The sequence below is a fragment of the Streptomyces sp. NPDC001443 genome (assembly GCF_053597355.1).
This window is the reverse complement of record NZ_JBSFIA010000032.1, coordinates 83,641-96,450: the sequence shown is the minus strand read 5'-3', so window position 1 is coordinate 96,450 and position 12,810 is coordinate 83,641. Positions and strand designations below refer to the sequence as shown.

The window sequence follows — 12,810 nt, the reverse complement described above, 5'->3', positions numbered from 1 at the left end:
GCCGACCCCGCGGCTCGGAGCTCGGACGTCGGCCGTCCGCGGCGCGGAACGCGGGCGCCGGCCCGACCAGCGGCCCGGGGCCCGGGGCCCGGGCCCCGGCCGACCCCGCGCGGCAGCGCTCAGGCGCCGGCCGACCCGCGGACCCTGCGCCACAGTGTCGGTGCCGCCCCGATCAGCACGGTCAGCGCCACCGCCGCGACCACGCCCTCCCACGGCTCGCTGAACAGCGAGCCGCCGAGTATCCCGATGAGCTGGTACGTCACCGCCCAGGCGAGACAGGCCGGCAGATTGCCCCGGGCGAACAGCCGTAGCGGCCACTCGGCCATCAGACAGGCCAGCATCACCGGGATCCGCCCCGCGGGCACCAGCCGGGACAGCACCAGGACCGCCACCCCGTGCTCGGCGAGCTTGTGCTGCGCCCCCGTCAGCCGGTCCTCGGGCGCCCGCGCCCGGATCGCCTCCAGCCAGCGCGAACCGTTCTTCGAGCGCATCCCGCGCCGGCCCAGCCAGTACAGCGCCGCGTCGCCGAGGAACGCGGCCAGCGACGCCGTCACGAAGACCGCCGCCAGGGCGAACGGCGCCGTCTGATGGAAGGCGACCACGGCCGCCGAACTCACCAGCGCCCCCGTAGGCACCACCGGCACCAGCGCCCCGATCAGCACCAGCAGGAACAGCGACGGATAGCCCAGCGCCTGCTGCGTGGACTCCGGCGGTACGGTCCGCACGACGGCGGACAGCACCGGAACGGCCGACAGCGACGCGAGGGCCGGGGGTATCACGGGGTGACCTCCAGGCGCACGCTCTCCCCGTGTGCGAGCCGGTGCACCACGACCTCCGGCGCGCGCTCGGCCGCGAGGCGCACGAACTCCTCGCCCGGCGCGTGGAACTCGTGGGGGCGCACGGCGTCCAGCCCGATCGGCCAGTACGTGCCGTAGTGCACCGGCACGGCGCTGCGCGGCGCGAGCCGGGCGAGCGCCTCGGCCGCCCGCCCGGCGTCCAGATGCCCCTCGCCGAGGTACGGGCCCCAGCCGCCGACCGGCAGCAGCGCCGTGTCGACCGGCCCGACCTCCTCGGCCATCGAGTCGAACAGCCCGGTGTCCCCGGCGAAGTAGGTGCGCGCCTCGCCCGTCACGACGTAGCCGAGCGCGGGGCAGCGGCGCGGTCCCATGGGCAGCCGCCGCCCGTCGTGCCGGGCGGGCACGGCACGTACCACCAGGGCGCCGACCGCGGTCTCGTCCCCGGGTGCCATCTCCTGCACGTCCAGGTGGGTGAGGCGGCCGAGTCCGGGGACGGCGCGCGGCGCGCCCCGGGGCACCAGCAGGCGCGTGCCCGGCGCGAGCCGCCCCAGCGACGGCAGGTGCAGATGGTCGGCGTGCAGATGGGAGACGAGTACGACGTCCGCGCGCCGGGCGTCCGCCGGCGGCAGCGCGCCCCGGCGCCGGCGCAGATGCGCGAGCCGGCCGGTGAACAGGGGATCGGTGAGTACGCGTACGTTCGAATCCTCGACCGCGCAGGTCGCGTGGCCCCACCAGGTGATCTCCACCGGCACCTCTTTGCCTCCTTCGCGCGACTCCCCGAAGCCTACGGGCAGGAGTAGGGTCGGCGGCGAAACCCGGAGGTGAGGGGGACGCCATGGGAGAGGTGCGGGGTGCCTCCGGCGGGCCGCACGCGGTGCGCGTGACGGCCATCGCGAGCCTGACACCCTTGGAGGAACTGGACGACGACCCGTTCCTGGTGGACTCCCGCAGCCAGCACGCGATGTGCGCGCGCTGGGCCGCCGAGCGGGGGTACGTGGTCGCGCGGGAGTTGCTGGTGTGCGGGCTGCGCCCCGACCACGTGGTGCTCTGGGACGGCGTCCGGCCCGGCGTGGACCTGTTCGTGGCGCCCAGCCGGCGGGTGCTGGAGAGCGCGCTGTCGTCCGTCGAGGAGTTCACCGCGGAGGCCCTGCGGCGCGGGGTGCGGGTCGAGACGGTGGGCCGGGCCGAACCGCTCTACGACGCGCAGATGAAGGCGCGGGTGCACCGCCGGCTGTCCATGCCGACGGCCGGCTACGACGGCCGCTGACCCGGACCCCGGCGACCGGGTTCGACGGCCGCTGACCCGGACCCCGGCGACCGGCTACGACGGCCGCCGACCCGGACCCCGACGGCCGGCCACGACGGCCGCCGACCTGACCCCGGCGGACGTCTGCACGGGGCTCGTCGTCCCGCCTGTGGCAGGGTTGGAGGATGAGGGCCCGCGGCCGGCGTGGGGCCGGGACGCGAGGTGTACGGGCCGTGCGGGACGTGCGTTGGCGGCGGATCGTCAGTCAGATCGGGCGGAGCATCGTGGTGTGGGCCGTCTCCACGGTCACCATGCTGGTCCTCGCGGGCATCCTGCCGGACTTCCAGCTCCAGTCCGCCGACGGCGACAGCGCCACCAGCATCGCCGTCACGGCGGCGTTCGGCGCGGGCTTCTTCGGTCTGCTGTCGGCCCTCGTGTGGCCCCTGCTCGTACGGCTCCTGCTGCTGGTCCCCGCCTTCGTGCTGGGCCTGCTGGTCTTCTTCCTCAACGGCTCGCTGCTGCTGCTGGCGCTGCGGCTGACCCCGTCCGGCAGCAGCGAGGCCGCCCCCGAGACCGCGGTCATCGTGGCCGCCGTGATGTCCGCCGTAGCCTCCGCCACCGGCGCCGCCCTGGCCGTGCGCGACGACGAGGCCTACCGCCGCCGGCTCTCCCGGCTCGCCGTCCGCCGCCGCCGGGGCGGCCCGCCCTGCCCGAAGACCCCCGGCACCGTCTTCCTCCAGTTCGACGGCGTCGGCCACGACGTGCTCCAGGACGCCGTCCGCAAGGGGCTGATGCCGACGGTCGCCGGCTGGCTGGGCACCGGCCCCGACCAGGCACCCGCCCCGGCCACGCACCGGCTGACCTCCTGGCGCACCGACTGGTCCAGCCAGACCGGCGCCAGCCAGCTCGGCATCCTGCACGCCAGCAACTTCGACATCCCCGCCTTCCGCTGGTACGAGAAGGACAGCCAGGAGGTGATGGTCTGCAACCGCCCGACCAGCGCCGCCGAACTCCAGCGCCGCGCGGTCGAGCGCACCGGCGACGGCGGACTGCTCACCCTGGACGGCGCCAGCCGCGGCAACCTCTTCGGCGGCGGCGCCGACGAACAGGCGCTCGTGCTGTCCATCGCCATCGGCCGCCGCGGCCGCCGCACCCGGTCCCGCTCGGGCTACTTCGCCTACTTCTGCGACCCCGCCAACGCCGTGCGCACCGCCCTGTCCTTCGTCGCCGAGGTGGGCCGCGAGATCCACCAGTCGACCCGCGCCCGGTTGCGGGGGCAGCTCCCGCGGGTCAGACGCGGTGGCCTCTACCCCCTCGTCCGCGCCTTCGCGACCGTCGTCGAACGGGACGTCGTCGTCGCCGCGGTGATCGGCGACATGCTCGTCGGCCGCACGGCCGTCTACGCCGACCTGGTCGCCTACGACGAGGTGGCCCACCACTCCGGACCGCACAGCCGCGACGCCGAGCAGGTCCTGCGGCGCATGGACCGCTGCCTCGCGCTGCTCGGCAAGGTCGCCGAGCACGCCCCGCGGTCGTACCGGATCGTCGTCCTGTCCGACCACGGGCAGAGCCCCGGCGAGACCTTCCGCTCCCGCTACGGGCTCACCCTCGGCGACCTGGTGCGGGCCGGCTGCGGGCTCGCCGTCCCGCGCCGGGCCGACCGCACCCTGGCCCACGCCGTCGGCGCCGCCCGCGCGGGCGAGCCCCCGACCGGCACCGAGGCCCGCGCCGCGGTCCGGGCCGCGCTGCACCGCCCGGTCGAGGAGGAACGCCACGACCGGCACCGCCCGGCGGGCCGCCGCTCGGACCCGGTCGTGCTGGCCTCCGGCAACCTCGGCCTGGTGTCCTTCCCCGACGTGCCGCACCGGATGACCAGGGAGGAGATCGACGCCCGCCACCCCGCGCTGCTGCCCGCCCTCGCCAACCATCCCGGCATCGGCTTCCTCCTCGTACGCAGCGAGGAGCACGGCGGTCTGGTGCTCGGTCCCGGCGGCGCGGAGATCCCGCTGGACCGGCTCGACGAGGACCCCGGGCCGCTCGCGGTCTTCGGGCCGGGTGCCGCCGACGCCGTCCGCCGCACCCACTCCTTCCCGCACACCGCCGACATCATGGTCAACTCCTGGTGCGACCCCGCCGCCGGCGAGGTCCACGCCTTCGAGGAGCAGATCGGCTCGCACGGCGGCCTCGGCGGCGCCCAGAGCCGGCCCTTCCTGATGTCACCGCTCGCCTTCTCGGCACCGGTCGAGGACGGCGCCGAACTCGTCGGGGCCGAGCACGTCCACCGGGTGCTGCGCCGCTGGCTGCGCGAGCCGGACGGCCCCCAGGTGCCGCTGGCGGCGGGGCCGCGCGGCGCGCGACAGCCGAACGGCGAGGGGCCCGCGGAACGGGACGGCCGGGAAGGACAGGAGGAGTGCGCGGCCTGACGACGAGCGGCCCGCAGCGCCGGAGGGTCTGACGGCGAGCACCCCGCGGCGTCGGACGACGGCTGGTGCGACGTGCTGCGGGTGCGGCGCGAACACGCCTGTCCGATCCCGCGGAGCGCACGTCTGCCGTTCACCGCGCGCGGGCCGGTGTTCCGGGTGCGCCGAGCCGGAATGTGATCGGATGGTGCGCAGGAATCCCGGAACCGGGAACCCACCCGAAAGGAAGAACCGTGGCAACCACGCGCTCCGCACACACCGTCTGGGAAGGCAACCTGCTCGAGGGCAACGGCGTCGTCACCTTCGACTCCTCCGGCATCGGCCAGCAGCCGGTGTCGTGGCCGTCGCGCGCCGAGAAGGCCAACGGCAAGACCAGCCCCGAGGAGCTGATCGCCGCCGCCCACTCCAGCTGCTTCTCCATGGCCCTCTCGCACGGCCTGGCCGGTGCCGGCACCCCGCCCACCAAGCTCGTCACCTCGGCCGACGTGACCTTCCAGCCGGGTGAGGGCATCACCGGCATCCACCTCACCGTCGAGGGCTCGGTGCCCGGCATCGACAACGACGCGTTCGTCGCCGCCGCCGAGGAGGCCAAGAAGAACTGCCCCGTCAGCCAGGCCCTGACGGGAACGACCATCACCCTGTCGGCCAAGCTCGCCTGATCCACCTGATCCACCTGATCCGTACGGTCCGCCCGATCCGACGGAACGTACGCCCGCCTGCGCGGACCGCCCGGCCGGGGTGGTCCGCGCAGGCGGGCCGGCCGTGCCATTGACAACGGCGGGTGCGCGTTCTGTGCTGGAGTGCGGGAGGCTCTCCGACACGACCTCCTCGCGTGACCCTGGCGACCCTGGTGGAAGGGGACAGCGATGGGACGTCCGGTCGGGATCGATCTGGGAACCACGAACTCGGTGGTGGCGGTGCTGGAGGGCGGCGAGCCCACGGTCATCGCCAACGCGGAGGGCACCAGGACCACACCGTCGGTCGTGGCCTTCGCCAAGAACGGCGAGGTGCTCGTCGGTGAGGTCGCCAAGCGGCAGACCGTCACCAACGTCGACCGGACCGCCCGCTCCGTCAAGCGGCACATGGGTGCCCCGGACTGGCGGTTCCCCGAGCACGGTTCCGTGGACGGCACCCGCTACCGCGCCCAGGAACTGTCCGCGCGGGTCCTGCAGAAGCTGAAGCGGGACGCGGAGGCCTACCTCGGCGAGGACGTCACGGACGCCGTGATCACCGTGCCCGCCTATTTCGACGACGTCCAGCGCCAGGCCACCAAGGAGGCCGGTGAGATCGCCGGCCTGAAGGTGCTGCGGATCATCAACGAGCCGACCGCGGCGGCCCTCGCCTACGGCCTCGACCGGGGCGAGGAGCAGACCGTCCTCGTCTTCGACCTCGGCGGCGGCACCTTCGACGTGTCCCTGCTGGAGATCGGCGACGGGGTCATCGAGGTCAAGGCCACCAACGGCGACACCCTGCTCGGCGGCGACGACTGGGACCAGCGGATCGTCGAGCACCTCGCCGCCCGCTTCAAGGCCGGTTCCGGCATCGACCTCGGCAACGACCGGATGGCGCTGCAACGCCTGCGCGAGGCCGCGGAGAAGGCCAAGATCGAGCTGTCCTCGTCCTCGGAGACCTCGATCAACCTCCCCTACATCACGGCCTCCGCCGAGGGCCCCCTCCACCTCGACGAGAAGCTGACCCGCGCCCAGTTCCAGGAGCTCACCGCCGATCTGCTGGACCGCTGCAAGACCCCCTTCCACCAGGCGGTCAGGGACGCCGGAGTGAAGCTCTCCGCGATCGACCACGTGATCCTGGTCGGCGGCTCGACCCGGATGCCCGCGGTCACCGAGCTGGTCCGGGAACTGACCGGCAAGGACCCGCACAAGGGCGTCAACCCGGACGAGGTCGTCGCCGTCGGCGCAGCCCTCCAGGCGGGCGTCATCCGCGGTGACGTCAAGGACGTCCTGCTCCTCGACGTCACCCCGCTGTCCCTGGGCATCGAGACCAAGGGCGGCATCATGACCAAGCTCATCGAACGCAACACCACGATCCCCACCCGCCGTTCGGAGATCTTCACCACGGCCACCGACAACCAGCCCTCGGTCGGCATCCAGGTCTACCAGGGCGAACGGGAGATCGCCGCGTACAACAAGAAGCTCGGGGTCTTCGACCTCACCGGTCTGCCGCCCGCCCCGCGCGGCATCCCGCAGATCGAGGTCGCCTTCGACATCGACGCCAACGGGATCATGCACGTCTCCGCCAAGGACCTGGCCACCGGCCGCGAACAGAAGATGACCGTCACCGGCGGCTCCGCCCTGCCCAAGAACGACATCGACCGCATGATGCGCGAGGCCGAGCAGTACGCCGAGGAGGACCGGGCCCGCCGCGAGGCGGCCGAGACCCGTAACCAGGCCGAGCAACTCGTCTACCAGACGGAGAAGTTCATCCGCGACAACGAGGAGCGGGTGCCCGCCGACACCCGGCCGGAGGTCGAGTCGGCGATCGCCGAGCTCAAGGCGCTGCTGGAGCGGCAGGCCGACACGGACGCGCTGCGCTCAGGCGTCGAGAAGCTGGCCGCGGTCAGCCAGCGGCTGGGTCAGGCCATGTACGCCCAGGCGCAGCAGGGCCCGGCATCGGCCACGGGCCCGCAGGACTCCCAGGGACCCCACGATTCCCGGAGCTCCCCGGACGACGAGGGAGTGGTCGACGCGGAGATCGTCGACGACGACCGCGACACGCGGGGCGGCGCCGCCTGACCGGCACGCCCCGGCCCGGTACTCCCGAGGCCGGTACCCCCGGGTCAGTACTCCTGGCGGTACCGCTGGAGGATCGTCTTCGTCCGCTGGGCCGACGCGGCGTGCGTGGTCATGTGGTCGAGGACCTCCAGGTGCGCCGCGACCTCCTGGCGCGAGTCGAGGTACAGCGCGCCGGTCAGGTACTCGGTGAACACCATGTCGGGCAGTTCGGGCTCGGCGAAGCGGAACAGCGAGAACGGCGCGTACGTCCCCGGGTGCGGGCCCGCCGTGAACTCGGCGACCTGCACGGTCACCTTCCGGTCCTCGGTGATCTCCAGCAGCTTGGTGAGCTGGTCGCGCATCACCTTGCCGTGGATGCTCACCGGGCGGCGCAGCACCGTCTCGTCGATGATCACCCACAGGTGCGGCGCGTTGTCGCGCTCCAGCAGCCGCTGGCGGGTCATCCGCAGGGAGACGTGCCGTTCCACCGCCTCGATGCCCTCCTGCGCGATCGTCCCGCCCTCCATGACGGCACGCGCGTACGCCTCGGTCTGGAGCAGACCGGGCATGAAGTGCGGTTCGTAGGACCGGATCAGCCGGGCCGCGCCCTCCAGGCTGACGTACAGGCTGAACCACTCCGGGAGCACGTCGTGGAAGCGCTGCCACCAGCCGGGCTGGTTCGCCTCCTCCGCCAGGTTCACGAAGTCGGTCGCCTCCTCGGCGGGCACGCCGTACGTCTCCAACAGCACCTGCACGTAAGGGATCTTCAGGGCGACCTCGGCCATCTCCATGCGCCGTACGGTCGCCGGGGCCACGCGCAGGACGCGCGCGGCCTCCTCGCGCTTGAGTCCCGCGGTCTCCCGCAGCTCCTGCAACCGTCTGCCGAGCACCACTTGGCCCACGGTGGGAGCGGGCCGACGTTCACTCACGCCACGTCTCCCCTGTGAGTCGATCAACCGGGCCAGTGTGCCACGGGACGCGCGGCAGCACCGGGGGTCGATCGAATTGCATGACGCACCGCCGCGTCAAGTCCACGTAAAGGCAGGGCACTTGGCGGTGGCCGGATCGGCGGGCGGGAATGTCCCCGGCGCCGGCTCGGCGGCGGTCGGGTCCATCGGCGTGTTGTGACGGCAGTGCCGGCCCGCCGTGCCCGATCCACATCGGCGGCCGCGGCCGTACGATGGCCGACACCCGATCGGCGACTCACCCGGCCGCCGGACCGGCGACACCGTCGACCAGCGCCGCCGTGGCCGTCGTATGGCAGGCTGGACAGGTACGCGCGACCCAGGAAGGGAGCGAGCGCCATGGCCGTGGAAGCGCTGTCTCAGAAGGAGATCGAGGACCGGCTGGCGGAGCTGCCTGGCTGGTCACTCGACGGGGAGCGCCTCGCCCGCTCCTACCGGCTGTCCTCCCACTTCGCGGCGGCCGCGCTGGTGGTGCACATCGCCCAGGTGCAGGACGAACTCGACCACCACTCCGACCTCACTCTCGGCTACCACACGGTCTCACTCACCGTGAACACCCACAGCGTGGGCGGGGCCGTCACCGAGCTCGACTTCTCGCTCGCCCGCAGAGTGGAGGAGCTGGCTCCGGGGCACGGAGCCCACTGAGCGCGGCCGGACCGGAACGGGGGAGGACGCGTGCTGGACTACGACGAGGAAGCCGAACGCTACGACGCCTCCCGCGGCGGCGAGCCCAGGGCGGCCGCCGCCGCGGCGGCCGTGCTCGGCCTGGTGCCGCCGGGGACCCGCGGGCTGCTCGACGTCGCCTGCGGCACCGGCATCGTCACCCGGCGATTGGCCGCCGGGCGGGACGGCCTGCGGGTCACCGGTGTCGACCTGGCGCCCGCCATGGCCCGCCGGGCCGCCGCCCGGCTGCCCGGCGCCGTGGTGCGCGCCGACAGCCGCCGACTGCCGTTCGGCGACGAGCAGTTCGACGCCGTGTGCAGCGTCTGGCTGCTGCACCTCGCGGACAGCGACGCGGACGTGCGTGCCATCGTCGGCGAGTGCGCCCGGGTGCTGCGGCCGGGCGGGTTCTATGTGACCACGGTCGACAAGGCCGCCGCGCACAACGTGGGCAGCGACATCGACGCCGTCCTCGCCTCCCGGCCGCGCCGGGCGGCCCGGGACGCGGCGCCCCTCGTGGAGTCGTACGCCCTGGCGCACGGCCTCGCCCCGGCCGGGCAGGCCCGCTTCGACGGCCACGGCCAGGGGCGCAGCCCCCGCCGGACGGTGGCGGACCTGCGCCGCGGCTGGTTCGTCACGCTGCCCCCCGGCGACCCGCTCGCCGACCGCTTCGCCGCCCGCCTCCAGGCCCTCCCCGACCAGGACCGCCCCCGCCCCGACCCCCGCTTCACCCTCCACGCCTACCGGAAGCCGACCCGCTGAGCTCCCGACCCGGCCGGTCGGGTCCGCGCGCCGTCCACCGGGAGTTGCCCAGTGACCTCAAGCCGAGCCGGACGCCGCCGCCTTGCTCCGGCCGGTATCCGGCTCCGCACCGGGGAGAAGCGTTTCCTCAGGTGTCTTCTGCCGCTGAGGCTTCCCTTTGGCCATCCCGGCAGCAGCGCGAGCCAGCTGGGCCCGTAGCTGATCGACGGCCATCGGGCCGGCCAACTCCCAAAATCTGCGACTCCTGCTCATACAGTTTCAACGCCACAACGCGCCGCCCGTGACAGCAATTCCACCGGATGGAGCATGGCCGCCCACGTTCTGCACCCCACGCGGAGCGGACGACCTGTCGACGAGCCCAGGCGATGTCAGTGGCGGTCAGTAGTGTGATCCGGACAAGCATCCAACGAACAAGTCGGGGATGCTGCTGAGGCCCCGCCGGAGTGATGCCCGGCGGGGCTCGCTGCTGTCGAGCTTCTTCATCGGCGCCGGCACGGCGACGGCCGCCATGCCCCGCGACCCTCAGGTCACGGTGCAGCTCTGATCGCCCAGCTTGAAGGCGACGGGCTTGGAATTCGTCCCGGACCAGCTCCCGGTGAAGCCGAAGCTCACCGACGAACCGGCCGCCACCGTGCCGTTCCAGCTCACGTTCTTCGCGGTCACCGCGGAGCCCGACTGGGTGTAGTCGGCGTTCCACAGCTGGGAGATCGTCTGGCCGTTGGGGAAGGTCCAGCCCAGGCTCCAGCTCGTCCAGGCGGCCGTGCCGGTGTTGGCGAGCTTCACGTCCGCCTGGAAGCCCCCGGACCACTGGTTGGTGAGGGTGTACGTCACCGCGCAGGCGCCGGTCGGGGTGGGATCGGTGCCCCCACCCCCACCCCCACCGCCGCCGCCCCCGCCACTGGTGTCCGAGGTGTCGCCGTAGATCACGCCCCGGCCGTTGGTGGCGATGTACACCCGGCCGTACACCCGCGGGTCGCCGGTGATCGCGGCGCCGGTCCAACCCCACTGGTGGGCGTCGTCGTTGACACGCGTCCAGGTCGCGCCCTTGTCGGTGGAGCGGAAGATGCCGCGGACGCCGCCGATCTTCGCACTGGTGTAGAGGGTCTGGTACGTCGCCCCGGTCGCCGCCTTGCCGAAGCCGACGGTGTCGGCCTGCTCGACGTTCGACAGCTTGGCGAAGGTCGTACCGCCGTCGGTGGAGTGCCACAGACCGTAGGCCCCGTCGCTCGCCCCGCCCGCCAGCCAGACGTCGCCCTTGGTGCCGGGCAGCGCCTTGAAGCGCACGCTGTCACCGGAAGGCAGTCCGGTCGCGGCGGACGCGGTGAAGGTGGCGCCGCCGTCCGTACTGACGTAGAACTTCCCGGACTTGAACCCGTAGAAGGTCTTGGCGTCGACCCGGTCGGACTCCACGGCCGCGCCCGCCGGGATGCCGCTCGACGCCGACCACGAGGAGCCGAAGCCGGTCGTGTACTGCACCCCGGTGCCCTGCGGGCTCCACACGAAGCGGCTGCCGTCCGACGCGGCCGCGACCGTACCGCCACCCGACACCCCCGAAGGATCCGTGCCGGCGAACCAGTTGGCGCCGTTGTCGGTCGAGAACGCCACATGCGCACCGGAGTCGATGTTGCCGACCCGCACCACCGTGTTCGGGTTCGTCTCGGCGAAGTCCAGGCTGGTGGTCGTGGTGAAGTTCGGAGAGGTGTACATCATCGGCGGGACCGCGGTGAGATCGGTGTGGCGGAAGCCGCCGATGTCACCGAGCGCGCTGAGCAGGGGCGCCCCGGACGGGGGCGAGACAAGGTCGTTGACCGCCGTCTCCTCCAGGCCCTTCACCATCGGCTTGACGGTGAACTGGGTGCCGCTGTCCCAGTTGGTGAGGTTCTCGGTGCCGTAGATCGTCGCGCCCGTGCCGTACATCATCCGGGCGGAGTTGAACGGGTCGATCTCCAACGCCTCGGTCATCCAGCCGAGTTTGGGCGTCTGCTCCGGCGGCGACGGGTTGGCGCCCCAGGTCAGCCAGGGCGAGGAGGACACGTCCATGGTGAAGCGGTCGGCCCGGTTGGGGTACGACGTGTAGTCCCACGCCTTCGTCCAGGTGGCGCCGCTGTCCGTGGAGCGGAAGATCTGCGTGTCCGGCCACCAGGAGCTGTACGCGGTAGCCATCACCGTGCCCGGGTGCTGCCGGTCGACGGTCAGACCGCTGAAGCCGTAGTAGGTGTCCGCCTCGGCGACCGGGCTGATGTTCGTCCAGGTGCCGGTCGCGGTCGCGTAACGCCACAACTGGCCCTTGCCGCCGTCGTACGGGCCGCCCTTGTCGCTGTAGGCGAGGTAGAGGTAGCCGTTCCTGGCGTCCAGCACGCCCTTGTGCGCCAGGTATCCGGTCGGCTGGCCCGCCAGCCGGGTCCAGGTCGCGCCCGCGTCCGTCGACCGGTACACCGCATTGGCCTGGTCGGCGACCCCGACGTAGATGGTCTTCGTCGCGGTGCCGGAGCTGCCGGTGGACTCGTCGAAGGTCACCCAGACGATGCCCTGGTTGTCACTGGCGTAGCCGGAGGTGTCGGTCGCGTCCTGCACGTAGTTGCCCACGTTGGGGAAGTCGGTGACCTGCGACCAGGTCACCCCGGAGTCGGTCGACCGCCACAGGCCCTTGCCGCTGGGCGCGCCGAGGTACAGCACGCTGTCCTTGTTCGGGTCGATCGCCAGGCGCTCGCCCATGCCCCGGCCGGGCATGTTGCCGCCCAGCTTGAACGGCAGGTCCGTCTTCTGCCAGCTCGCGCCCCGGTCGGCGGACCTGAGCACGGCCCCGTTCCCGGGGTCCCAGCTGTTGGTGTACATGCCGACGGCCGCGTACACCTTGTTCGGGTCCACCGAGTCGGAGGCGAGGCTGACGACACCCGTGTGCCCCCAGTCGTTCCAGCCGACCGAGTCCAGCAGGGGCGTCCAGGTCTTCGTCGACTCCTGCCAGCGGTAGGCGCCGCCGATGTCGGTACGGGCGTAGGCGAGGTTCTTCTCGGAGCGGTTGAAGACGATGCCGGGGACGAAGCCGCCGCCGTCGATACGGGCGTTCTTCCAGGTGTACGACTCGGCGGCGACCGTCACCTGCTCGCTCGGCGCGGCCAGCGCGGACGCGGTGCCCGCGAGGAGGCCGGCCGTGAGTGCGAGCACGGCCGTGAGGATGCGGGTTCTTCGCACGGTGGGGTCCTTCCTTGACGGGGAGGAACGGAGGGG

Annotated in this window: 10 protein-coding genes; 6 read left to right on the top strand and 4 right to left on the bottom strand. The window is 72.7% G+C overall.

The features are described 5' to 3' along the window. Positions 1–119: 119 nt before the first annotated feature. Positions 120–776: a DedA family protein gene (locus ACWC24_RS28925; RefSeq protein ID WP_450665852.1), complete on the bottom strand. Its 657-nt coding sequence runs from the start codon at positions 774–776 to the stop codon at positions 120–122. Further along, on the bottom strand, positions 776–1,549 hold the full coding sequence (locus tag ACWC24_RS28920; RefSeq protein WP_450665826.1) for an MBL fold metallo-hydrolase: 774 nt from the start codon (positions 1,547–1,549) through the stop codon (positions 776–778). The genes ACWC24_RS28925 and ACWC24_RS28920 overlap by 1 nt, the downstream gene beginning before the upstream one ends. Positions 1,550–1,632: 83 nt before the next feature. Between ACWC24_RS28920 and ACWC24_RS28915 the strand changes: the two genes are divergently transcribed. The 4 genes from ACWC24_RS28915 to dnaK all read left to right on the top strand — a co-directional run bounded on the left by ACWC24_RS28915 (position 1,633) and on the right by dnaK (position 7,216). Continuing rightward, positions 1,633–2,064 carry a hypothetical protein gene (locus tag ACWC24_RS28915; RefSeq protein WP_450665825.1) on the top strand — a complete coding sequence of 144 codons (432 nt, stop codon included), beginning with the start codon at positions 1,633–1,635 and terminating at the stop codon, positions 2,062–2,064. A gap of 164 nt (positions 2,065–2,228) precedes the next feature. Beyond that, positions 2,229–4,466, top strand: a complete 2,238-nt coding sequence (locus ACWC24_RS28910) for a phage holin family protein (RefSeq protein ID WP_450665824.1) — start codon at positions 2,229–2,231, stop codon at positions 4,464–4,466. 230 nt (positions 4,467–4,696) lie between these two features. Next, positions 4,697–5,122: an OsmC family peroxiredoxin gene (locus ACWC24_RS28905; RefSeq protein ID WP_162469773.1), complete on the top strand. Its 426-nt coding sequence runs from the start codon at positions 4,697–4,699 to the stop codon at positions 5,120–5,122. Positions 5,123–5,329: 207 nt separating this feature from the next. Then, complete coding sequence (gene dnaK, locus ACWC24_RS28900; RefSeq protein WP_450665823.1) at positions 5,330–7,216, top strand: molecular chaperone DnaK; 1,887 nt, start codon at positions 5,330–5,332, stop codon at positions 7,214–7,216. 44 nt (positions 7,217–7,260) lie between these two features. Here dnaK and ACWC24_RS28895 read toward each other — a convergent pair whose 3' ends face one another. After that, entirely contained in the window at positions 7,261–8,124 is an 864-nt protein-coding gene (locus tag ACWC24_RS28895; protein WP_450665822.1) for a helix-turn-helix domain-containing protein, read from the bottom strand. A gap of 375 nt (positions 8,125–8,499) precedes the next feature. On the opposite strand from ACWC24_RS28895, the gene ACWC24_RS28890 reads away from it, so the two are divergent. Beyond that, on the top strand, positions 8,500–8,805 hold the full coding sequence (locus ACWC24_RS28890; RefSeq protein ID WP_450665821.1) for a 4a-hydroxytetrahydrobiopterin dehydratase: 306 nt from the start codon (positions 8,500–8,502) through the stop codon (positions 8,803–8,805). 30 nt (positions 8,806–8,835) lie between these two features. Further along, the gene (locus tag ACWC24_RS28885; protein ID WP_450665820.1) at positions 8,836–9,582 is read left to right on the top strand and encodes a class I SAM-dependent methyltransferase; all 747 of its coding nucleotides are present in this window, start codon (positions 8,836–8,838) and stop codon (positions 9,580–9,582) included. A 522-nt stretch (positions 9,583–10,104) separates the two neighbouring features. On the opposite strand, the gene ACWC24_RS28880 is transcribed toward ACWC24_RS28885, so the two are convergent. Continuing rightward, positions 10,105–12,774, bottom strand: coding sequence for a cellulose binding domain-containing protein (locus ACWC24_RS28880; protein WP_450665819.1), 2,670 nt, complete (start codon positions 12,772–12,774; stop codon positions 10,105–10,107). Between the last annotated feature and the right edge of the window lie 36 nt (positions 12,775–12,810).

What these genes read in the sequence shown, in the direction of transcription:
- ACWC24_RS28890 (WP_450665821.1), top strand. Translation starts at nt 8,500, where the DNA reads ATGGCCGTGGAAGCGCTGTCTCAGAAGGAGATCGAGGACCGGCTGGCG.
- ACWC24_RS28915 (WP_450665825.1), top strand. Translation starts at nt 1,633, where the DNA reads ATGGGAGAGGTGCGGGGTGCCTCCGGCGGGCCGCACGCGGTGCGCGTG.
- ACWC24_RS28910 (WP_450665824.1), top strand. Translation starts at nt 2,229, where the DNA reads ATGAGGGCCCGCGGCCGGCGTGGGGCCGGGACGCGAGGTGTACGGGCC.
- dnaK (WP_450665823.1), top strand. Translation starts at nt 5,330, where the DNA reads ATGGGACGTCCGGTCGGGATCGATCTGGGAACCACGAACTCGGTGGTG.